Here is a 23,432-nt window from a genome sequence, read left to right on the forward strand (position 1 = left end):
TCTATCAGCTTTTGCTGAAGGGAATGCGCGCCGTGGACTTACCACCGCTTTCCTTATGCAATATATCAAAATTCACGACGATCTGGCCGTTGCGCAGTTGCAAGCCAACGCCAATATCAAAGGCGTCATCATTTTCGGCCTGCACATTGACCATAGAGAAATTCAGGTTTTTGCCGGAGCGACGCCCAATCGCCACACCTTGAAAACTGGTGTTGGAAGACATGACCGCCTCAAACCGACGATTTTTTTCAACATAGGCCACGGTGCCCCGCATCGACAATGTCGTGCCAGCTAGAGAGCATCGGCCCTTCAAGCCAATGCGGTCATAGCCATTGTCGGTAAAGTCCATTTTACACAGGACCGTCTCTTTTTCGCCGGTAGAGGCCAGTTTGGCTTCGCCACGACCACGCCAATTGCCGACATAGCTTTTCAACAGCTCAATATCCGCTTTGCCGGCGAAGCTGGGTACCGAAAAGGTGCTGGCCAGAACCGCACCCAGAAGCAGGGCTTTCAAAGCATTTGCGATATGCTTCAATTTCATCTCTTTTGTCCTCCAAAGGATCTAAACAATCGCCCCCCGGCGATCAGCAGTGATGGCAAGATAATCAAATCGCCAAGCAATGCCAAGAAAAGTGTAAGCACGCAAAGTGCTCCAAATAGGGCAACTTGCGGCAACACGGAGAAGATAACCACTGTGGTGCCTGCACACAGAATGGCGGTTGTGGCAATCAAGGCGGGCCCCACGCGTTCCAGCGTGCGCATCACGGCCTCACGATGGCCGTACCCCTGATTTCGAGCGCGAACAAAGTGGTTCATAAAGTGAATGGTGTCGTCCACCGCAATACCAAAGGCAATGGTCAGCGAAATGACTGTCGTCAACTGCAAGCCCGCACCGGAAACCCACAAATAAAGCTCGGTTCCCAAAATTGGCGCGAAATTGGGAATAATACAAATCAGCGCCACCCGCCAGGAGCGGAAGGCAATGCCGATGATAAAGATTGAGAGGACCACAGCAATTGTCAGCCCGTCCTGCAATCGCTGAATCATATTGACGCTTTCATAAGCGGAAAGAACTCGAAACCCGGAAATCGACGCATCGCCCAATCCAGCTGCTTCCAAAGCGCTGTCGGTTTCCTCCACCAACTCTCGAATTTCTGCCGAGGTGAGTTGCGTCGGCATAAAGGCTGTGGCCATGGCCAGATCGCCTTCATCGGTGATAAAGCGCCGCTTCATAAACGGCCCGACAGCGTCAAAAATCTGATCGCGCGTAAACCCGGCCTCGCTATAATGATTAAAGCTGGCCCCGGAAATCACTTTGCCTTTGCCAAAGATATTTTCCAAAATATCGTGGACTGTCTCCACACGCGCAAAATCATCGTCGGTGATTTGCGGGTCTTCGTCCAGAAGCGGAATGGAGACATAGAGCGGCGCCACACCGCCAACCCCTTGGTCAATATCCTCAGACGTATCCAGCGCTTCCGATCCCTTGGGCAAAAACTGCTGGAACGAGAAACTGGGTTGTAATTGGAAATGGGGGTACAGCATAAACAAGAAAGCCAAAACACCGGCAATGGCCACCGGCCGATAGTGGTGCTGAGCCAGTTTGGATAGCGGCGGAATAATGGCGGTGAGCGCAACGCTGGGGGCTTTTTTAGGTTTATACCCAAATTTGGTGGCTGCCCGCAGCGCCAGCGGCAAAAATGTGACCAACGCCAAAAAGGCCAACGGAATGGCCAGCGCGCCGGTTATGGCAAATTCAAAAATGCCTTGGCCTGGTGCGATGGTCAGCGACAAAAAGGCGATGACGGTCGTCACAGAGGTGAGGGCGCAGGCCGGACTTACGCGGATAATCGTCTCGCGTATGGCCTCTTCATGGTCCATGCCTTCCCGCGATAAGCGCAGCCAGTGGAAGCAAAAGAACATGCTTTCGGCAAAAGCGATCACCAGTACAAGTGCTGTCAGAATATTGGTAAGGAAGGTGAAAGAGCCGAAAATCAGAACCACGCTGCCCACAACCCACAACACAGAGATAAAGGGCGCCATGGTGGCCAAAACGGCGCCCCAAAAGGTGCGGAACGCCAAAAAGGCGGTCAAAAAGCCAAGGATAATGCCTGCGGCGGTGAATTTAACCTGATCAGACTTACTGGCATTCAGCAGTTCTGCCTTCCAGATTGGCGGGCCAGTCAGCTCTATCTGATAACGCGGGTCATCATAAAAGCTGATCATTTCCCGCAATTCCGCAATCATGCGCTCTTCCCCATCTCCCTTTAACATATCGGGGTTGGGGAACATCAGCATGACGAGGCCGGTCAAATCCTCAACGATCAGATTGCGCATCATCGGATCGTTCTGTCGCAGATCATTCAGGGCCGCGGCAACTTCCTCGGCGCTTTCCATGTTTTCCGGCACGGCAGGGCGCGTCACCCCGTCATCCTGGGCGGGCTTGCGCAGTGAGAAGGGGGAGAGGGTGCCGCTGGCAAAGCTGTTCAATTCCAATTCAAGCGCGAGTTCGCGCATGGTTTCGATCACATCCGGATCGGTAAGCTGGTCCGACTTGACCAATATATAGGCATCATTTTCAAAGGTGCCGAACCGCTCGCCCAGCTCGACATAGGTGTCATAGAATTCGCCTGACCCCTTATATAGCCGCAACAGATCTCCATCGATTGTGATGCGCGGCACCTGCGCCACACACAACAGGGTGAAGGCTACCAGGATCGCGGTGACAATTTTGGGGTGTTTCAGGGTGACAAGGCCGATACGCTCGAGGCCAAAACCGATTGACAATGTACAGTGCTCCAATTGTGGTCGGCAGCTGGGGCCGCTGGCCGCAAGTCTACTTCACTTGTTTTGAGCAGAACTAAGCAGATTCTGAATTAAATTGCCACGATATTGCCAAGTTTGCGTTAAATTCGCGGCAAAAAGCACCAAAAACCGGTCATCAGATGTGAACAAGCCGTCAATCTCAATGGTGTTTCCTTACGGAATCACTTAAGAAATGAGGGTTAATGCACACGCAACAGCAATAAGAACAACCGTGACCGATACGCCCAACGATCAAACACCAGAAAATGAACCCAATTCAGAAATCTCTTTGATCTCTGTCACCGATGAGATGCGCCGCTCTTATCTTGATTACGCGATGAGCGTGATTGTGAGCCGGGCGCTGCCGGACGTGCGCGATGGGCTCAAGCCTGTGCACCGTCGTATTCTCTATTCGATGCACGAAAACGGCTATGAGTGGAACAAGCAGTACCGTAAGTCTGCCCGTGTGGTCGGTGACGTAATCGGTAAATATCACCCCCATGGTGATACGGCCGTTTATCACGCACTCGTGCGCATGGCGCAGGAATTCTCGATGCGGCTGCCGCTGATTGATGGTCAAGGCAACTTTGGCTCCATCGATGGCGATATGCCCGCCGCCATGCGGTACACTGAGGTGCGCATGGAGCGCGTTTCCACGGCGCTGTTGGAAGATATTGATCGCGACACCGTCGATTTCCGCGACAACTATGACAATACAGAGAGCGAGCCGACGATTCTGCCGGCACGCTTCCCGAACCTACTGGTCAATGGCTCGGGCGGTATTGCAGTGGGCATGGCCACCAATATCCCCAGCCACAACCTGGTTGAGGTGATCAACGCGGCGATTGCCCTGATGGACAATCCCGAGATCACCACTGAAGAGCTGATGGAAATCATGCCCGGGCCGGATTTCCCAACTGCGGGGATCATTCTGGGTCGCTCAGGCATTCGCTCCGCCTATGAGACGGGCCGTGGTTCAGTCCTGATGCGCGGTCGCGTGGAAGTGGAAGAAATCCGCAAAGACCGTGAAGCGCTGATCATCACCGAAATTCCATACCAGGTGAACAAAGCCTCGATGATCGAAAAGATCGCGGAATTGGTGCGGGATAAGCGCATTGAAGGTATTTCTGACATCCGCGATGAGTCGGACCGGTCCGGTATGCGGGTGGTGATTGAGTTGAAGCGCGATGCGGTGCCCGACATTGTGCTCAACCAGCTTTATAAATTCTCGCCGCTGCAAACCTCGTTTGGCTGTAACTTTGTTGCCCTGAACGGCGGCAAGCCAGAGCAGATGAGCTTGCGCGACATTTTGACGGCCTTTGTTGACTTCCGCGAGGAAGTGGTGACACGCCGCGCCAAGTTCTTGTTGAACAAGGCGCGCGACCGGGCCCACGTCTTGGTCGGCTTAGCCATTGCTGTGGCCAATGTGGATGAAGTGATCCAACTGATCCGCACCGCGCCTGATCCCGCGACAGCCCGTGCGCGCTTGTTGGAGCGGGCATGGCCGGCACAGGATGTGGAAGCTTTGATCAAATTGATCGATGATCCGCGCCACACGGTCAATGACGATGGCACTTATTATCTGTCCGACGAGCAGGTAAAAGCCATCCTCGACTTGCGCCTGCAGCGCCTGACCGCACTCGGTCGCGACGAGATTGGCGACGAGCTGAACAAATTGGGTGCCGAGATTGAGGATTATCTCGAAATTCTGCGTTCAAAAGAGCGGGTCATCGAGATTATCCGTGACGAAATGATCGAAGTGCGCGACCGGTACGGCACTGAACGCCGCACAGAAATTGTCGATGCTGTTGGCGATGTGGACGATGAAGATCTGATCGCCCGCGAAGATATGGTCGTCACCGTATCGCACGGCGGCTATATTAAACGTGTGCCGCTCTCTACCTATCGCGCCCAGCGGCGCGGCGGCAAGGGTCGGTCAGGTATGGCCACCCGCGACGAAGATTTTGTGGCACGGTTGTTTGTAGCCAACACCCACACGCCGGTCCTTTTCTTCACCAGCCGGGGTATTGTCTACAAGCTAAAAGTTTGGCGTTTGCCCGTAGGTGCGGCAAACGCACGCGGCAAGGCATTGGTGAATATTTTGCCGATGCAGGAAGGCGAGCACATCACCTCCATCATGCCACTGCCAGAGGACGAGGATACGTGGCAGGATCTGGACATTATGTTCGCCACCAAGCGCGGCACTGTGCGCCGGAACTCACTGGCCGACTTCATCAATGTCAACCGTAACGGTAAGATCGCCATGAAGCTGGAAGATGGCGATGGCATCGTCGATGTGGAGACTTGTCAGGCTGACGACAATGTGTTGCTCACCACGGCACTGGGGCAGGCCATGCGCTTCTCTGTCGATGATGTGCGGGTCTTCACCAGCCGGAATTCGGTGGGCGTGCGCGGTATTCGCCTCGCCGATGGCGATGAAGTGATCGCCATGTCAATTATCCGCCATCTGGATGCCTCTCCGGAAGAACGCGCTGCCTATCTCAAGCTGCGCCGCCTGATGGATGGTGACGCGGAGGAAAGCGCCGATTTGGATGAAGAATTGAGCGTAGGTGACGTCGAAATGTCGTCTGAACGCTACGCTGAAATGAGTGCGGCAGAGCAGTTCATTCTCGCCATTTCAGAAAATGGCTACGGCAAGCGAACCTCGTCTTATGAATACCGCAAGACCGGTCGCGGCGGCAAAGGCATCACCGCCATGGCCATGAGCGAACGGAACGGCCAGATTGTGGCATCCTTCCCCGTGGAAAATGACGACCAGATCATGCTCGTCACCAATGGCGGCAAGCTGATCCGAGTGCCTGTAGAGGGAATCCGCATTGCCGGTCGCGCCACGCAAGGGGTCACCGTTCTCTCCACCGCCAAGGATGAGCGTGTGGTCTCCGTTGAGCGGATTTCAGAACCCGAAGCCGATGAAGGCGAAGAGGGAGATGATCTCCCCGGCGATGACGCCCCGCCAACTTCCGGTGGCGATCAGCCTGAGAATGAATAATAATAAGAGGCCGAGATTTTCTCGGCCTTTTTCTTTGGGAGGAATTCATGCTTGATAGCACCATGCTTGTGGCCTTTATCACGGCCTGCTTCTTTCTAGCGATTGTGCCGGGCCCCACGATCACCATCATCGTCGCCAACGCGCTTTCGCGCGGCCTGCGCGGTGGCTTTGGTACCATTTTGGGCGCGCAAGTGGCCGTGCTGCTGATGGTCGGCATCGTGGCGTTGGGGCTGGAAGCGGTGATCGCGATTATGGGTAATGCTTTTATCTGGCTAAAATTGCTGGGCGCGGCCTATCTCATTTATCTGGGCATCAAAATGGTGCGCAATAAATCGGGCCTGAAATTTGAAGCCGATCAAGTGGATGGGCGCAGCTTTTTCGAATATATGCTGCAAGGGTTTCTGGTCACTATGGCCAATCCGAAAGCCCTGCTGTTTCTGGGGGCATTTTTGCCACAATTCATCAATACAGCTCAGCCCGTGGCACCGCAGATTATGATTTTGGGACTGATCACCGTGTCCTTTTTTGCCACCATTGATAGCTGTTATGCTCTTGCAGCCAGCAAGGCGCGTAACCTATTGTCAACACAGCGCGTCGCTTTGCTGAACAAAATGAGTGGCGGCTTTCTGATCGTCGGCGGCGCCTGGTTGGCGCTGCAACAAAAGAGTTGAGGCATTTATGGCGGACAAAAGAATTGGGTTTTACCCTGGATCATTCGATCCCATCACCAACGGACATATTGATGTCATTGAACGCGCCTGTCGCCTGGTCGACCGGTTGATCGTTGGCGTGGGCGTGCATCATGGCAAATCGCCCATTTTGACCGGAGATGAGCGTTTGGAGTTGTTGCAACAGGCCATTAGTCCGATTGCCAAACGCAATGATGTGTCCATCGAAATCGCGCAATTTGACGGGTTGATGATTCACGCGGCGCGTAATCTTCACGCAAACATCATCATTCGCGGCTTGCGTGACACCACCGACTATAATTATGAAATGCAGATGGTGGGCATGAACGCGCAAATGGCGCCGGACCTGCAAACCGTCTTTGTGCCGTCCAGCCCCCATGTTCGTCATATTTCAGCGACATTGGTGCGCCAAATCTCACAAATGGGCGGCGATATTTCTGCCTTTGTCCCCAACGCAGTTCTAAATGTATTGAAGAGTAAATGACAAAAACGAGCAATAAATCAAAATTTCTGCCTTTGATGGGTGTGGCCTTTGTGGGCCTGTTCGCCTATGCAGCATATAACGAATTAACAAAGTCACCCGGCCAAATCACGTCGCCGGCACTGGCCCAGTCTTACCCCGCGTGCGAAACCCCGGCAGCGCCTGACGGCGTTGAAACAGTGGCCATGGAAATGGAGTTGGAAACCGGCACGGTTGAGTTTGAATTGCGCCCGGATCTCGCGCCAAAACATGTGGAGCGGATCACAACTCTGGCCAATGAAGGCTTTTACGACAATGTGGTGTTCCACCGCGTGATCGAAGGCTTTATGGCTCAAACCGGTGATCCAACGGGCACCGGCATGGGCGGATCTGATTATCCGGACCTGCCAGCCGAGTTCACCGACACAAACTATCAGTGTGGCACATTGGGCATGGCGCGCAGCCAGAATCCGAACTCGGCCAACTCACAATTCTTCATCACCTTTGAAGATGCCGAGTTTTTGAATGGCCAATACACCGTATTTGGCTATGTCACAGATGGCATGGAACATATCCACCAAATCAAAAAAGGTGACCCAAATCGCAACGGGATGGTCGTAGAGCCCGATAAAATTGTTTCATTTCGTGTGAAAGACCAGTAAAACCCCTCTCGAAAAGCGGCGGGTGAACCCATCCGCCGCCCAACAAAATGACCGAACAACGCCGTCTGCGCGTTGAGGAGAACAAAATGGTTGATATTAAAGATCCTGAAAACACATTGCTTTTGGAAACCACAAAAGGCGATGTGACCATCGAATTGCTGCCAGATGTGGCGCCCAAGCACGTTGAGCGCATCAAAGAACTGGCCCGCGAAAAATTCTATGACGGGATCGTTTTTCACCGTGTGATTGAAGGCTTTATGGCCCAGGCTGGCTGCCCGAACGGCACCGGCACTGGTGGCTCAGACAAGCCTGATTTGCCACAAGAGTTCAACGACACACCACACAAGCGCGGCACATGCTCCATGGCCCGCACAATGGACCCGAACTCAGCCAACTCACAGTTTTTCATCTGCTTTGATGACCAATCCTTCCTTGACGGCCAATATACGGTTTGGGGCCAAGTGATTGATGGCATGGACGCTGTGGACCAGTTGAAGCGGGGTGAGCCGGTGGCCAACCCGGACAAAATCGTTTCCATGCGCGTGGCGGCAGATCAGTAAGGCTATATGCGCGTAGACGAGTTCGACTTTACATTGCCGGACGACCTTGTGGCACTGCATCCTGCGGTGCCACGTGATTCTGCACGTATGCTTGTGGTCAATCCGGTCACGGGACTGCAGGACCGTTCGGTCTCCGAACTAACTGATTTTCTGACCGAAAATGATGTTTTGGTGGTCAACAACACCAAAGTCTTGCCCGCTGAACTTGTTGGCACCCGCACGCGCGGCGAGGCGGTGGCGAAAATCTCCGTCAATCTGCATAAACGTGTCGATCCGCAACAATGGCGCGCATTTGCCCGTCCAGCCAAAAAACTGGCCATCGGCGATCAGGTCGAATTTTTGCGCGAAGGCGTAGACCCGTTACGCGCCGAAGTCGTTGAAAAAGCCGATGCGGGCGAAGTGCAGCTTAAATTCGCCGAAAAAGGCGCTGAGCTGGACGAGGCAATCAAAGCCCGTGGCGCGATGCCTTTGCCACCCTATATCGGGGCAAAACGTGATCATGAAGATCAGGACGATACGGACTATCAAACCATCTATGCCAAGCATGATGGGGCCGTGGCCGCCCCTACCGCTGGCCTCCATTTCACCGACCGTTTGCTGGACGCCATCCGCGCAAAAGGCGCGAAGATTGAAGAAGTCACATTGCATGTGGGGGCAGGGACCTTTCTGCCCGTTAAAGTGGACAACACTGAAGACCATAAAATGCATGCGGAATGGGGTGAGATCACCCCAGCGACTATAGACACCATCAAGAACGCTAAAGCCAAAGGCGGCCGTGTGTTCGCGGTGGGCACCACAAGCCTGCGTCTGTTGGAAAGCGCGGCAATGGACGGCGAGCTAAAGCCCTTTTGCGGTGAAACGGACATTTTCATCACCCCGGGCTATCAGTTCAACGCAGTGGATGTGTTGATGACCAACTTCCACTTGCCAAAATCGACACTTTTTATGCTGGTTTCGGCCTTTTCTGGCTTTGAGACCATGCAAAAGGCCTATAAACACGCCATCGACAGCAAATATCGCTTCTATTCATTTGGCGATGCCTCTTTGCTGTTTCGTGCTGATTCGGCGGCCAAGGATTAAGAATGACCCAAGACTTTGCTTTTGAACTGAAATCGAAAAGCAATGGCGCGCGCCTCGGCGAAATCTCAACGCCGCGTGGCGAAATCCGCACGCCTGCCTTTATGCCCGTCGGTACCGCTGCCACGGTGAAGGGCATGTATCCCGATCAGGTGCGCGAGACCGGCGCCGACATTATTCTGGGCAACACCTATCATTTGATGCTTCGCCCGGGCGCAGAACGCGTCGCCCATTTGGGTGGTCTGCACAAATTCGCCAATTGGCCGCGCCCGATCCTTACAGACTCTGGCGGCTTTCAGGTGATGAGCCTGGCGAAATTGCGCAAGCTGGATGAGAACGGCGTTTCATTCAAATCCCATATTGATGGGTCCAAACATATGCTCACGCCAGAGCGCTCCATAGAAATCCAAACCTTGTTGGGTGCGGATATTCAAATGCAGCTCGATGAATGTGTGGCCTTGCCATCCACCCGCGAAGATATTCAACGCGCCATGGAACTCTCTATCCGTTGGGCCGAACGGTCCAAAAATGCATTCGGCACCCAGCCGGGTCGGGCACTGTTTGGGATCGTTCAGGGCGGCGACCAAGAAGATTTACGCTTGCGCTCTGCGCAAGCGCTTACCGAAATTGGTTTCAAAGGCTACGCTGTCGGTGGCCTTGCTGTGGGTGAACCACAGGAAACCATGTTTGAGGTGTTGGACTATACAACACCTGCTTTGCCTGAAGATCGGCCACGCTATTTGATGGGCGTGGGCAAGCCGGACGATTTGCTCGGCGCGGTCAAACGCGGCATTGATATGTTCGATTGCGTGCACCCTACACGCGCCGGACGCCACGGTCATGCCTATACCAAATATGGTGTGATCAACCTCAAAAATGCACGTCATAAAGACGATGCACGTCCCTTGGATGAAACCTCGCCCAATCCCAACTGTCAGATCTATCAGCGGGCCTATTTGCACCATCTTATTCGTGCCAATGAGATGTTAGGTGCAATGATTTTGTCGCAGATCAATTTGGCTTATTATCAAACTTTGATGCAAGGTATGCGCGATGCAATTGCCGAGGATCGGTTTGATGATTTCGCAGCCGAAACCCGCGAAGGTTGGGCGAAAGGTGATATTCCACCTCTATAACTAAAAGGAAAGATCATGTCCCAGATCGATTCAGCTTTTACTGCGCTTTCCCATCATCACACCCGCTTGGCAGATGCCAAAATGCGGGAGATGTTTAAATCTGATCCGGAACGGTTCGGCAAATTTAGCCTCAAGCTGGATGATCTTGCCCTTGATTATTCCAAAAACCTCATCGATGAAAGCGCGTTCAATGCGCTGATCGATCTTGCCAAAGCCGTCAATGTTGAGGCACGGCGCGATGCCATGTGGGCGGGCGAGCATATCAATTCCACAGAAGACCGTGCCGTCATGCATATGGCGCTGCGCTATCAAGGCGATCAGCCTGTTATGGTCGACGGTAAAGACGTCATGCCCGATGTGCGTGAAGTCTTGGCCAATATGCGCACTTTTGCCAGCGCGGTACGTTCTGGTGACATCAAAGGCGCCACAGGCCAAAAAATTACCGATGTGGTCAATATCGGCATTGGCGGGTCAGACCTCGGCCCCGCCATGGTGTGCAACGCGCTGCGTCCATATATCGACGCGGGCATCACGCCACACTTCGTCTCAAACGTCGATGGCGCAGATATTGCCGACACGCTGGCGCAGCTTCAGCCCGAAAACACGCTCGTTCTGGTCGCCTCCAAAACCTTCACCACCGACGAAACCATGACCAATGCCAATACCGCCCGCAAATGGCTGGTAGATGCGCTGGGTGACGACGCGGTGAAAGATCATTTTGCGGCGCTCTCCACTAATTTGGACGCTTGTGCAGATTTCGGCATCGCCCAAGACCGCATATTTGGCTTCTGGGATTGGGTCGGCGGCCGCTATTCCGTCTGGTCCGCCATCGGCTTGCCCGTCATGCTGGCCATCGGCCCAGACCAGTTTGATGAATTTCTGGCGGGTGCCTATGAAATGGACCAGCATTTTCTTTCTGCGCCGCTCGCGGAAAACATGCCGGTGATCATGGCTGTCTTGGGCGTGTGGTATCGCAATGTGTGGGGCCATGCCACCCACGCCGTTTTGCCCTATGATCAACGCATGAACCGCTTCGCCGCCTATTTGCAGCAGCAAGATATGGAATCCAACGGAAAATCCGTTCAGCTCAATGGCGAAAAAGTCACCCGCAAAACCGGTCCCATAGTGTGGGGCGAGCCGGGCACCAACGGCCAACACGCTTTTTATCAATTGATCCACCAGGGCACTGACATCATCCCGGTCGATTTCCTCGTCGCCGCGCAAGCGCACGACAATTTGCCCGAACATCATCAGAAGCTGGTGGCAAACTGTTTCGCTCAATCTGAAGCCCTAATGCTCGGCAAAAGCGCTGATCAAGTGATGGCTGAATTGAAAGAGCAGGGCCTGTCCACTGCCGAAATTGAAGCGCTGACCCCGCATAAAGTGTTCGAAGGCAATCGCCCGTCTAACACGCTGATCTACACCAAGTTGACGCCAAAAATGCTCGGCAAACTGATCGCACTTTATGAGCACAAAGTGTTCGTGCAAGGTGCCATCTGGAACATCAATAGCTTCGACCAGTGGGGCGTAGAGTTAGGCAAACAACTGGCCAAGGCCATTCTGCCGAAGGTGAAAGATGCCAACGCCTCGAGTCGGCATGATGGCTCCACCGAAGGCCTGTTGGCGCAATTCCACGAATGGCAAGGCTAGGTCGAACTGACCAAAAGAATCATTGCGCAATTTAAAGGCTAAGCTATCGTAAAGGTCCAACCAATCTGGTGGATCATGTCTCAAGATAGCTTAGCCATTATTTTGCGCGTCGGATCAGGCATTTTATTTGCGCTGATGGTCGCGTGCGTGAAAGCCCTGTCAGATGCGGCGCCGACCGGACAAATTGTGTTTTACCGCAGCGCCTATGCGTTGATCCCGCTGGTGGCCTATTTGTGGATCAGGGGTGAATTTCCAAGAGGTCTCAAATCGAAATATCCGGTCAAACATGTGTTTCGCTGTTTGACCGGCTGTTGCGCCATGTTCGCGTCGTTCGCCACATTGGCCTATCTCACCATCGCTGAAGCCACAATGCTCACCTATTTGTCGCCCATATTCGTGGTGATCTTTGCGCAAATATTCTTGAAAGAAGTGGTGCCAGCTGTGCGGTGGATCGCCGTTATCCTCGGGGTAATCGGCACGGGGGTGTTGGTGGTGCCGGAGTTGATGAACAGCCGCACGGACAACGAGTCCTATCTGATTGGTGTTGGCCTTGGCGTATTGGCCGCCGTGCTGACCGCGGCTGCCATCATTCAAATCCGCAATCTCACCAAAACCGAGCATCCAGCGGCCATCGCGTTCTATTTCGCGCTCACCTGCGCCATTGTCGGCCTCTGCACCCTGCCTTTGGGGTGGGCCGAAACAGATTTCAGACAGGAATTGCTGTTGCTCGGGGCAGGGCTGTTTGGCGGCTTTGCCCATATTCTGGTCACCACCAGCTTTCAACTGGGCGAAGCGTCCAAACTCGCGCCTTTCGAATATCTATCTTTGATCTGGGCGGTCATCATCGGTGTCACCCTGTTCGGCAATATCCCCACGCTCAGCTTTTATGCCGCCGTGCCGTTTATCATCGGCAGCGCGGCGCTGATCGCGTTTAAGGACGGGTTTCGCCGCAATATGCCGCGCTAGAATCGGATTTGCCAAATAGCGCTTCCTCGCGATATTCTTGTCAGGCCGAGGGGAGGAGTCGGCCAAAAAATGAACTTTGCCCATTTTTTGCTTTTTGCTGCCGGGGTCATGACCGCGTTGTTGCTGACCTCTGCAAAGATCGTAAGTGGCGTTGTACCGCCCGGCCAGATTATTTTGTGCCTAGGCATATATTCCTTTTTGCCCAGCTTGATCTATTACGGGCTCGAAGGCGATATCCCTTATCGCTTGCACCCCGGGGTCCCACTTTTGCAATTAATAATGGGATTGGGTTGCCTCGCCGCATTTTGGCTGATGCTTTTGGCACTCAATGTTCACTCTCTGCTTTTGCCCGCCTTGCTGGTCTTCCTGATGAGCGCCCTTAATCTGATCGCGCGTCGCTCTGGTCGCCGTGACAAAGCTGACAGGTACGGTCGCATCGGTTTGGAATTTGTCATCGGTGGCGGACTGATGTTTGGATTGCCCATTTTGATCGGTTCACCACTTTCTCAAGCCAACATGCTGGCCGTGGCGGTGTGCCTATGGTGCATCGCGTTGCTGTTCGTGCAGCAATCCAAACACTGGCAGGTGCGTTGGCAGCGAGTATGGCCCTCTTCCATTGGCTTTTATGCGTCTGTACTTGCAGTATTTTTGGGCGCAGCGACGGTTGGACAGGGATGGGTGACCCCGACGACAGCGGAATCATTTCATCTGATCTGGATTGGTGTCCTGTTCGGCCTGATACAGATCGCCATCATCCATGCAAAGCGCTTGCGCGGGCGTAAACAGCTCCACTTCAGCTTTGAAACCGGATTTCTGATGATGGCGATTTTTGTGGAAATCGCCTATTTCCGGGAGCGCCCCGCCGCCAATATCCTGCTGGCGCTTCCGTTCTTCTTGTCCGCGCTTATCTTTCTCTCGTGGCGTTGGCGGCCCAACAGGGGCAGATCCTAGCCAACAGTTCGCTCATTCGTTGTGGGGACGTCATCCAGTTGCAATTGGGTGGCTTCCGGCGTTGTGGTGGCGGCAAGAGGCACAAAGGTATCTTTGTCATCTACCTTGCTCTTATCGCTTGTCACAATCCGCTGAATGCCGGTTGCGGCCATCACAAGCGCAACAACAGCGTAAAACACAAACATGCCAGCGCCTTCAAATTGATCGAGCGCGAAAGACCCGCCGATCGGGCCGATCACCATGCCGGCGGAGAACACCAAGACCAGGGTGCTGGACGCCGCCACCATTTGTTGTGGCTTCAAATAATCATTCATATGCGCCATGCAGATGGAATAAACCGGCAAGGTGAAGCCGCCCATGATCAAGAAACCGCCAAAAAGGATGACGGGGTAAAGATGCGGTGTGCCCACATAAACAAGCCCCAGACACACAATGCCGTTGATTAGCGACGACACAATAATCACCAAACGGCGATCGATTACATCCGACAGTTTGCCCAGCGGGAACTGAAAAAGCAGCCCCCCGAGGGTTGTGGCGGCCAGTAGATAACCCGTCACCACCACGCTCAACCCCACCTGTTGAGCGTAAATGGCTGTCACGAAAGATATCCCGCCATTGGCGATGCCGATGAAAAAGCCGCCAATAACCGCCATTGGCGAGATATGAAACAGCTCTCTTAAGGTGACACGCTGCGGTTCTTCCAGGCTAGGCTGTGTGGTGGCCGCAATCAGGATCGGAACCAACGCCACTGACAGCAGCACGGAGGTCACAATAAACAGGGTGATGTCGCCGGGCGCAGACAGGCCGATCATCACTTGGCCGACCATATAGCCTGCCGTTTGCACCACAAAATATGAGGAGAGCAAGGAGCCGCGAATCCGATTATCTGCCAACGAGTTCAACCAGCTTTCCGCCACAATATAGATACCGGAGAAGCAAAAGCCGGACAAAACCCGCATCGCCACCCAAATCCACGGATCATCGGTGACCAGGTGGATCAGCGCAGACGTGCTGGCAATAGATACCAATGCGGCAAACACCCGCACATGGCCGGAATGGTTAATCATCAATGGGGTGACAAAGCAGCTCAGGATAAATCCGAACGGATAGCCGGAATGGATGAAACCGATTGTGGTCTCACTAAAGCCAATATCTTGACCACGAATGGTCAACATTGAGGACAGCAACCCATTGCTGACCATCAAAAAGACCATACCAACAAATAGCGGCCACGCTGCGCGAATGGCTATCCACATCTTACAGTTCCAATTACGGCAAATCAGTCAAAAATCTACGGCACCCTAACCACGCAATTTTGGCGAGGACAAGCCAATTTTTTAACTTTATTCTATGATTGATCGGGAACGTTTGGGCCAGCAACGACTTTATAAGAAGGGCAAATCAATGCCGCAGACCTTAATGCTTAGCAACGGTATCACCGTCTTGCCACTGATGGCCACAACAGTTGAATATGGCGCGACACTTCAACTCCGGATTGACCCTTACATTATTGGGGTTGGGCCCGTAGAGGCAGCTATAAATACCGTCCGCTTCCTCTCGGATCTTAAAACGCAGAAATCGCTGCCTGACTATGTCATCTTGCTTGGGTCCGCTGGCTCCACCCAGCTGGCGCAAGGGGATGTTTATCAAGCCTCCAGCGTCGAATATCGCGACATGGACGCATCTGCCATAGGGTTTGAAAAGGGAAAAACACCTTTTCTGGACCAGCCAGCACGATTGACACTGGAACCCCAATTCTCCTTCTTGCCCTCGGCAAGCCTTTCGACAGGTGCATCTATTGTGGTTGGGGAGGGGTTTGCTCACACCGCTGCCGATATGGTCGATATGGAAAGCTACGCCGTCAAGCGCGCGTGCCAACAATTCGATCTCCCCTTGATCGTGCTGCGCGGCATAAGCGACGGAAAAAAAGAACTGCAAAAGTTTGACGATTGGACTGAGCTTTTACCGCTGCTAGATCTAAAATTGGCTGATGCTCTGGATCAGATATTTGAGTCCTTGATCGAAGTTTGATGTCTGCGTCCGCGACAACTGCACTGAGGAAATTCAACTAAGTGCCTCTTATCTAAGGGCCTCATCCTAGAAACCCCTGCACGATTGCAGCCCAACACCATTTTTGCCTTGCCACGAAAAAAAAATCATTTCACCCTTGCCGAAACCGGTTTCGGAAATTTTAGTGGTGCCCGTTGGAGGAGGAACAACAATGAACGCCATCGGCAAGCGCGTCACCATTGACGATTTGGCAAAGTCGCTCGGTTTGACCAAAAGCACGGTTAGTCGAGCCCTTAATGATTACGCCGATATTTCGGAACAAACCCGATTGCGTGTGCGCAACGCGGCCACGGCGATGAACTATCGGCCCTTGTCCCACGCCCAAGCCATCAAGACGGGGCGGGTCCGGTCGATCGGCTTGGTGTTGCAAGTGTCCGAGCATGACGGGCACCGACCCTTTTTGGCAGACTTTCTGGCCGGTATAACCGAAGCGGCGGCGGACCATGACTGGACATTGACTTTGGCGACAGCAACCAGCGCCTCGGACGCCGTGCGATTGTTGGAAAAACTGTCTCAGGAACGCAAGGCTGACGGATTCATTCTGCCTCGAACCTATATTGATGACATTCGGATCGACGCCTTGCGGGCGGCGCAAGTGCCGTTCATTCTCTATGGGCGCACCGCCAATATTGCCGATTGCGCCTGGTATGACATTGCCGGTGAAGTCGCGATGGAACAGGCGGTTGCCACATTGCACAAGCTTGGCCATTCGCGCATCGGTTTCATACCTGGGGGTGAGGGATATAACTACACCAAATTGCGTCGAGACGGCTATATCAATGGATTGGAACAAAACAAGTTAGCGCTCGACGATCAGTTGATTGCCGACAATGCGGTGAATAAACAGCAAGGCTATGCTGCCACGCGGGAATTGTTGGCGCAGCCCAATCCACCGACAGCCATTATCTGTTCTGTTGATCACGCCGCACTTGGCGCTTATGGCGCCATTCGAAGCCTCGGCCTTCGTGTGGGGCAAGATGTGTCGATTATTTCTTATGATGGCATACCGGAGGGCGCAGTGCTCTCGCCAGAGCTTTCTACCTACGCCGTGGACAACAAACAAGCCGGCGCGCGACTTGCCGAGTTGCTGATCCGGCGCGTGCGCGGCGAGCCGCCGCAGCAACTGCGCGAAATTGGCCAAGCCCGTTTTTTGGACCGTGGTTCACACGGTCCGCTAACGCTGTCATCCGATCAATTGGCAGCAAAAATTGAACTCAAGTCAGATCATCGGGAGGAATAAGATGACGAAAAGACTAAATCTGATGACCGGTGTCGCGCTTGCGACATTGCTGTCATGCAGCACTGCATTTGCAGATTCATTGCGCTTCTGGACCACGGAGGAACAGCCGGAGCGTTTGGCCAAACAAGAACAAATGGCTGCTCAATTCACTGAGGCTACAGGCACCGAAGTAGAGGTGATCCCCGTCTCTGAAAACGATCTCGGTACCCGCGCCACCGCGGCCTTCGCGGCGGGAGATTTGCCAGATGTGATTTATCACACGCTGCAATATGCGCTGCCCTGGGCCGAAGCTGGCATTTTGGACACGGATGCCGCCACCGAAGTAATTGAAGCACTGGGCGTTGATACATTCGCTGCGGGCCCACTGGAAATGGCCGCCTTCGAAGACGGGACAGCATCTGTACCCGTTGATGGTTGGACGCAAATGATTGTCTATCGCAAAGACTTGTTCGAACAACATGGCCTTGAGGCGCCCACCAGCTATGCGAATGTGCGCGCCGCGCTTGAAAAGCTACACAATCCGCCAGAAATGTTCGGATTTGTCGCCGCCACTAAGGTCGATGAAAACTTCATGTCACAAGTGCTCGAACATGTGTTCCTGGCCAATGGCGTCTCGCCGGTTTCCGCAGATGGTTTCTCCCCACTGGATGAAACCAAGACTATCGAAGTGCTTGAATTCTATAAAGATATCGTAGAAGCGTCGCCACCGGGCGATCTCTATTGGAAACAGTCCCGCGAACTCTATTTTTCCGGCGATGCGGCGATGATTATTTGGTCACCCTTTATCCTCGATGAGTTGGCCGGTCTGCGCGATAGTGCCCCCCCAACCATCAATGATGACCCCACATCGCCTGAACTGGCGTCAAAAACCGGCATTGTCACCAATTTTGCCGGTCCATCAAACCCGGATGGTGCTGCTTGGGCAGATATTCGCTATTTCGGCATCACCGCTGATGCAGACACAGATGCCGCCATGGAATTTGTCAAATATTCAATGGATCAGGGATACACCCAGACCCTGTCTATTGCTCCAGAAGGTAAGTTCCCTGTTCGGCGGGGCGATGAAGAAAATCCAACCGCCTTTGTTGATGCCTGGTCAGAACTGCCAGTGGGTGTTGATCGCAAGGCGCCATTGGGTGAGCTTTATGATCAGGAAATGATTGATCGTATTGTCGGCGGTTTGGATGTGGCGCAGCGCTGGGGCGTAAAAGAAGGGCAACTTGCTCTGGCCTCCAAAATCATCAACTCTCAGGTGATCAACCGCGTGGTCCGGCAATATCTGGATGGTGAGATCGAGGCTGCTCAAGCCGTTCAATCCATGAATGATGAACTGTCAGACATCGAGTAACTTACTTTAAACGGTGTCGGCGCTTTTGCGCCGGCACCTCTCTAAAGACAAAACATCATGCCCGAACATTCAACTCAGCCCATCACCAAAACCCCGCTTGCGCGACGCGAAGAGCGTCTGGCCTGGGGGCTTTTGGCACCGACATTGACCAGTGTGGCCCTGGTGGTCCTTTTGCCGCTGCTGGCGATCTTTTGGATTAGCTTCAAACCGATAAGTTTGGCCGACTTGCGTCCACCTGCGCCCATCGTCAAAGAGTCGCTCCGGGGCGCAGAAGACAAGCTGCGTATTGAATATCGTGTGCGCAACTCTAGTCGCACTAAGCCGATTTTTGACGTGACGCTCACCGATCAATTGCCCGATCTGGTCACCCTCACCGAGGCGGTGCCCGAACTCTGCACCGTCAACGGGGCGCAGCTCACTTGTAAGTTTGAGCGGCTTGAGCCTGGCTACAATGAAAAATTTGCGCTGCCGGTGCAGGCCGACGATGAGGATGCGGCAGAAGAAACCGTTGAAGGCTCGGAACCATCGGTCACCGGCACCGCGGACAATATCCTCACCAACTTCCAATTCACCTTGGAGAATTTCGCCCGTATCTTTGACGCGGATGAATTTTGGGCGGTGATAGGGGTTACCCTGTTCTATACGTTTTTCGGCACGGTAGGGGCCATCGTCGTCGGACTGTTCGCCGCCATGCTGCTCAATAAGTCATTCCGGGGGCAGGGGATTTTGCGCGGGCTCTATTTGTTCCCCTACGTCGCACCGGTCATTGCCGTCGCCTTTTCTTGGTTGATCCTTTTTGACCCCTTTTCCGGCTCCGCTAATGCGCTGCTGGTGCAAATGGGTGTGACCGATCAGGCCATCAACTTTTTTGGTGAGCGCCCGTTGGCGCTGATCATGGTCACCGTGTTTGAGATCTGGCGCTATTTCCCGCTGTCCTTTTTGTTCATTCTGGCGCGCATGCAATCCATTGACGTGGAAATGTATGAGGCGGCCGACATGGACGGGGCCAGCCCGTTTCAAAAATTCTGGTATCTCAGTCTCCCGCAACTTGTCGGTATCCTGTCTGTACTGTTCCTGCTGCGATTTATTTGGACGTTCAATAAGTTTGACGACATCTTCCTGCTTACCGGCGGCAATGCGGGCACGCGTACCCTCACGGTCAGCGTCTATGAACAAGCCTTTGCCGTCTCCAATATCGGGGCAGGGGCCGCTGTAGCTGTGGTGATCTTTTTATGCCTCGTCACCTTCTCGCTGCTGTTTTTCCGCTTTATTTCTCAGGAGGAAGGTCTGTGATCAAGCTACGCACAAAAGTATTGACGTCGATTGCGGTCGGCATCATCTGGACCTTTGTCGCCGCCGTCGTCACCTCATTCACCATGAGCTTTGCCACCGGCCTGCCATATCGGCCAGATCCCCTATGGATCGTCCTCTGGGGTGCCCTTGGTGGCGTGATCATGGGCCATGGCCGCATCATTCTGACGGGTGCCCTGTTGGTGGTGGCGCTTGCCGGCATGCTCAATCTGGGCATTGTCGCTGCAGATGATCCCACGGCTATGTTCGCAAATATCTTCACCCATGTGCTGGCTGCGCTGGCGGCGGTCGGGGGCACACATATCATCACTAAGGTGGCGCCCAATGGCCCGCTCAATCGCCATGAATTTGAAGAAGTGGTGCTGCGCTTGCTCACCGCCTTCGGCTATGTGTTTTTCACTGCCATCGTGGTGATCCCGTTTTATGTCATGGTGATGACAAGCTTTAAGAATCAGTCAGAACTCGTTCAAAATCCATTGGATTTTTCGTTGGATTTGTCGAAGGGCTGGGATTTGTTCCGCTCCTATGTCGAACTGTTCATGCATTTCGACTTTGGCATCTATCTGCTAAATTCGTTGGGCATTTCGGTGCTCACGGTTTTGATCACCTTGCTGTTTTCCATCCCTGGTGCTTATGCGGTGGCGCGGCTGCGCTTCACCGGGCGCGCAGCATTCTCTCGATCAATCTTGCTCATTTACATGGTGCCGATGATCGTCTTGGCGCTGCCCATCTATATCGCCTTCTCGCTCACGGGCCTCCGCAATTCCTTACTGGGCATTGTCCTGATCTATCCGGTCACCACCATTCCCGTTGCGCTTTATATGCTGCAGGGCTATTTCCGCGGCCTTCCAAGTGAGGTGGAGGAGGCGGGGTTGATGGATGGGCTGTCTCGGCTCGGGGTGATCTGGAAAATCACGCTGCCTCTGTCACTGCCCGCATTGGCGTCTGTCTCGCTCTATGTGTTCATGATCGCCTGGAATGAGTTCTTGCTCGCCTTTATGTTGCTGGACGATCCTCAAAAATTCACACTGACGCGCGGCATTGCCAGCCTCAATTCATCAGAAATTCCCCGCCAGCATCTCATGGCTGGTGCCGTGATTGCAACGGTACCCATCATGGCGCTGTTCCTGGGGCTCGAAAGATTTATGACCAAAGGCCTCACGGCAGGCTCAGTCAAAGGGTAAAACATGACCACAACAAAAGACTTGGACAAACAAGCACGCGATATATTGAAACAAAATGACCGGGGCGGATATACCATTCCAACGAAAGGGCTTTATCCCTATCAATGGAATTGGGACAGTGCTTTTGCGGCCCTTGGCTTCGCCCAATTTGATATTGAGCGCGCCTGGCAGGAACTGGAAACCCTGTTCACCGCCCAATGGGATGATGGCATGGTGCCGCATATCGTGTTTCATCAATCGGATCCGGGCTATTTCCCCGGCCCGGATATCTGGGGCGGCACCGGTCCGGTACCATCTTCGGGGATAACACAGCCGCCAATCGCGGCCACTATGGCGCACTTGATCTATCAACTGGACCCGCAAAAGGGAGAGCCGCACATGCGGGCGCTCTACCCAAAGCTGCGAGCCTGGCACGATTGGTTTATGCAATGGCGGCTGGATCAAGGCGCGGTCTACATCACCCATCCTTGGGAGGCCGGACGCGACAACACCCCTGAATGGGACGCGCCGATGGAGCGAATTGACCCCGCCAATGTAGGCGAATATGAACGCCGCGACACTCAACATGTCGACGGCTCCATGCGCCCCACCAAGTTCGACTATGATCGGTATATCTGGCTGGTGCAGATGGGCAAACGCCTCAATTGGAATCAACCACAATTGCGGGTCGAAAACCCTTTTCAGGTGGCGGACCCAACCATGACCTTCACCCTGTTGCGCGCGCAACGCGACCTGTTGGCTCTGGGAGAGGCATTAGGGCTTAACATCAATGGGCTAGCCGATGATATCTTACGCCTCGAGAGTGGAGCGCAAAGTCTTTGGAATCCAGAGCTGCAAAGCTTTGATGCGCGAGATGTGCGCACGGGTGAATGGGCAAATTGTGTCTCCAATGCTTCCTTTTTGTGTTGGTATGCGGGCATAGATTCGCCAGAGCAGTCGGCACAATTGGAGCGGGTGTTGAGCCAAGTGAAATATGGGGTACCCAGCCATGATCCCGCGAGCCCAAAATTTGATGGCCGGCGCTACTGGCGCGGGCCCACTTGGGCGATCATGAACCAGTTGATCGGGCTGGGGCTGGAGGAAATGAACCACCCGCTCGCCGAAAAACTGCGCGCGACAACACGCGACCTGATCGCGGCGCACGGCTTTGCCGAATATTTTGACCCCACCGATGGCAGCCCCGCCGGGGGCAAGGCCTTCACGTGGACAGCGGCGGTATGGCTAAGCTGGGCCAACAAAGCCGAGGGAGGAAACAATGGGCGCGATTGAGCTGAAGTCAGTTGAAAAATGGTATGGTGCCGCACAGGTGATCAAGGGGATTGATCTCGCGATCAATGAAGGCGAGTTCATTGTATTTGTCGGACCGTCGGGCTGTGGCAAGTCCACCCTGTTGCGCATGATTGGCGGGCTGGAAGATATTTCGCGCGGCAGTCTTGAAATTAATGGTAAGGATGTCACTGCCCAAGCCCCTGCGAAACGCGGACTTTCAATGGTGTTCCAAAGCTATGCGCTTTATCCCCACATGTCTGTGCGTGGCAATATGGGATTTGGGTTAAAAACCGCTGGTGCATCAAAAAAGGAAATCGCTGATAAGGTGAATGCCGCAGCGGCCACATTGAAACTCGAAGATTATCTCGATCGCCGCCCCAAAGATCTGTCGGGCGGCCAGCGCCAACGTGTGGCCATTGGTCGTTCCATTGTTCGCGATCCCACAGCCTTTCTGTTTGATGAGCCGCTTTCAAATCTTGACGCAGCATTGCGGGTGGAAATGCGGCACGAAATCGCCAAACTGCATCAGGCGTTAAAATCCACCATGATCTATGTGACACACGATCAGGTAGAGGCCATGACTTTAGCTGACCGGATCGTGGTGCTTGAGTTTGGGCAGATTGCGCAAGTGGGCACGCCGCGCGAGCTTTATGAGAAGCCGGCCAACATTTTTGTCGCCCAGTTTATCGGCAGTCCAAAAATGAACTTGATGGATTGCCAGACGGGTGAGGGAAGCTATGCGCTGGCAGGTGGGCGCGGCGACACATACAATTTGTCCGCGCCGGCCACCAAACTGGGGATTCGGCCAGAGCATATCGATATTGTTGCGGCTGGTGAGGGCCAATGCGATGGTGTTGTCGATCTGATTGAATATCTGGGCTCTGACAGCTTTGTTTTTGTCGATTGTGGCCAATTGGGCAAGATCAATGTGCGCTGTGTTGGCGGTACGGATTGCCGTCTCGGCGAAAAGGTCGGGTTGCGCTTTACGCCAGACCGGCTAAGCTTTTTTGACGAGCATGGTGTGCGCGTCGCCTGAAACCAACT

At 53.8% G+C, this 23,432-nt stretch carries 20 protein-coding genes; 17 read left to right on the forward strand and 3 right to left on the reverse strand.

All coding sequences use genetic code 11. From position 1 onward, the window contains the following. Positions 1-4 precede the first annotated feature (4 nt). Both L1I42_RS07330 and L1I42_RS07335 read right to left on the reverse strand, forming a co-directional pair. Positions 5-541 (reverse strand): hypothetical protein, encoded by a 537-nt coding sequence (locus L1I42_RS07330; protein ID WP_236113826.1) that lies wholly within the window; start codon positions 539-541, stop codon positions 5-7. Further along, the gene (locus L1I42_RS07335; RefSeq protein ID WP_236113827.1) at positions 538-2,787 is read right to left on the reverse strand and encodes an efflux RND transporter permease subunit; all 2,250 of its coding nucleotides are present in this window, start codon (positions 2,785-2,787) and stop codon (positions 538-540) included. Before L1I42_RS07335 ends, L1I42_RS07330 begins: the two co-directional genes overlap by 4 nt. A 328-nt stretch (positions 2,788-3,115) precedes the next feature. Here L1I42_RS07335 and gyrA point away from each other — a divergent pair, with 328 nt between their 5' ends. The 10 genes from gyrA to L1I42_RS07385 all read left to right on the forward strand — a co-directional run bounded on the left by gyrA (position 3,116) and on the right by L1I42_RS07385 (position 13,966). Continuing rightward, a complete protein-coding gene (gene gyrA, locus L1I42_RS07340) occupies positions 3,116-5,815 on the forward strand; it encodes a DNA gyrase subunit A (RefSeq protein WP_236114187.1) in 2,700 nt (899 codons plus the stop codon). A 47-nt stretch (positions 5,816-5,862) separates the two neighbouring features. Further along, complete coding sequence (locus L1I42_RS07345; RefSeq protein ID WP_236113828.1) at positions 5,863-6,486, forward strand: LysE family translocator; 624 nt, start codon at positions 5,863-5,865, stop codon at positions 6,484-6,486. A 7-nt stretch (positions 6,487-6,493) separates the two neighbouring features. After that, a complete protein-coding gene (gene coaD, locus L1I42_RS07350) occupies positions 6,494-6,988 on the forward strand; it encodes a pantetheine-phosphate adenylyltransferase (RefSeq protein WP_236113829.1) in 495 nt (164 codons plus the stop codon). Then, positions 6,985-7,626, forward strand: coding sequence for a peptidylprolyl isomerase (locus L1I42_RS07355; protein ID WP_236113830.1), 642 nt, complete (start codon positions 6,985-6,987; stop codon positions 7,624-7,626). Before coaD ends, L1I42_RS07355 begins: the two co-directional genes overlap by 4 nt. Before the next feature lie 86 nt (positions 7,627-7,712). Continuing rightward, entirely contained in the window at positions 7,713-8,186 is a 474-nt protein-coding gene (locus L1I42_RS07360; protein WP_236113831.1) for a peptidylprolyl isomerase, read from the forward strand. Between the two features lie 6 nt (positions 8,187-8,192). After that, a complete protein-coding gene (queA, locus tag L1I42_RS07365) occupies positions 8,193-9,266 on the forward strand; it encodes a tRNA preQ1(34) S-adenosylmethionine ribosyltransferase-isomerase QueA (protein ID WP_236113832.1) in 1,074 nt (357 codons plus the stop codon). A 2-nt stretch (positions 9,267-9,268) separates the two neighbouring features. Beyond that, complete coding sequence (tgt, locus tag L1I42_RS07370; protein ID WP_236113833.1) at positions 9,269-10,399, forward strand: tRNA guanosine(34) transglycosylase Tgt; 1,131 nt, start codon at positions 9,269-9,271, stop codon at positions 10,397-10,399. 15 nt (positions 10,400-10,414) lie between these two features. After that, entirely contained in the window at positions 10,415-12,049 is a 1,635-nt protein-coding gene (gene pgi, locus L1I42_RS07375) for a glucose-6-phosphate isomerase (RefSeq protein ID WP_255768624.1), read from the forward strand. 75 nt (positions 12,050-12,124) lie between these two features. Beyond that, the gene (locus tag L1I42_RS07380) at positions 12,125-13,015 is read left to right on the forward strand and encodes a DMT family transporter (protein WP_236113834.1); all 891 of its coding nucleotides are present in this window, start codon (positions 12,125-12,127) and stop codon (positions 13,013-13,015) included. Between the two features lie 69 nt (positions 13,016-13,084). Continuing rightward, positions 13,085-13,966, forward strand: a complete 882-nt coding sequence (locus L1I42_RS07385) for a hypothetical protein (RefSeq protein WP_236113835.1) — start codon at positions 13,085-13,087, stop codon at positions 13,964-13,966. Here the strand turns inward: L1I42_RS07385 and L1I42_RS07390 are convergent. Next, complete coding sequence (locus tag L1I42_RS07390) at positions 13,963-15,222, reverse strand: MFS transporter (protein WP_236113836.1); 1,260 nt, start codon at positions 15,220-15,222, stop codon at positions 13,963-13,965. The genes L1I42_RS07385 and L1I42_RS07390 overlap by 4 nt on opposite strands. Positions 15,223-15,370: 148 nt before the next feature. On the opposite strand from L1I42_RS07390, the gene L1I42_RS07395 reads away from it, so the two are divergent. The 7 genes from L1I42_RS07395 to L1I42_RS07425 all read left to right on the forward strand — a co-directional run bounded on the left by L1I42_RS07395 (position 15,371) and on the right by L1I42_RS07425 (position 23,424). Beyond that, positions 15,371-15,997: a 5'-methylthioadenosine/S-adenosylhomocysteine nucleosidase gene (locus L1I42_RS07395; RefSeq protein WP_236113837.1), complete on the forward strand. Its 627-nt coding sequence runs from the start codon at positions 15,371-15,373 to the stop codon at positions 15,995-15,997. Between the two features lie 190 nt (positions 15,998-16,187). Continuing rightward, positions 16,188-17,276: a LacI family DNA-binding transcriptional regulator gene (locus L1I42_RS07400; protein ID WP_236113838.1), complete on the forward strand. Its 1,089-nt coding sequence runs from the start codon at positions 16,188-16,190 to the stop codon at positions 17,274-17,276. Between the two features lies 1 nt (position 17,277). Beyond that, positions 17,278-18,624 (forward strand): ABC transporter substrate-binding protein, encoded by a 1,347-nt coding sequence (locus L1I42_RS07405; protein WP_236113839.1) that lies wholly within the window; start codon positions 17,278-17,280, stop codon positions 18,622-18,624. 57 nt (positions 18,625-18,681) lie between these two features. Further along, the gene (locus L1I42_RS07410) at positions 18,682-19,917 is read left to right on the forward strand and encodes a carbohydrate ABC transporter permease (RefSeq protein WP_236113840.1); all 1,236 of its coding nucleotides are present in this window, start codon (positions 18,682-18,684) and stop codon (positions 19,915-19,917) included. Then, a complete protein-coding gene (locus L1I42_RS07415) occupies positions 19,914-21,119 on the forward strand; it encodes a carbohydrate ABC transporter permease (protein WP_236113841.1) in 1,206 nt (401 codons plus the stop codon). Before L1I42_RS07410 ends, L1I42_RS07415 begins: the two co-directional genes overlap by 4 nt. Positions 21,120-21,122: 3 nt before the next feature. Next, positions 21,123-22,388, forward strand: a complete 1,266-nt coding sequence (locus L1I42_RS07420) for an MGH1-like glycoside hydrolase domain-containing protein (protein ID WP_236113842.1) — start codon at positions 21,123-21,125, stop codon at positions 22,386-22,388. Continuing rightward, complete coding sequence (locus L1I42_RS07425) at positions 22,375-23,424, forward strand: ABC transporter ATP-binding protein (RefSeq protein WP_236113843.1); 1,050 nt, start codon at positions 22,375-22,377, stop codon at positions 23,422-23,424. The genes L1I42_RS07420 and L1I42_RS07425 overlap by 14 nt, the downstream gene beginning before the upstream one ends. The last annotated feature ends 8 nt before the right edge of the window (positions 23,425-23,432 follow it).

Origin of the sequence: Maritalea mediterranea, assembly GCF_021568695.1 — a bacterium.
Classification (GTDB): Bacteria; Pseudomonadota; Alphaproteobacteria; order Rhizobiales; family Devosiaceae; genus Maritalea; species Maritalea mediterranea.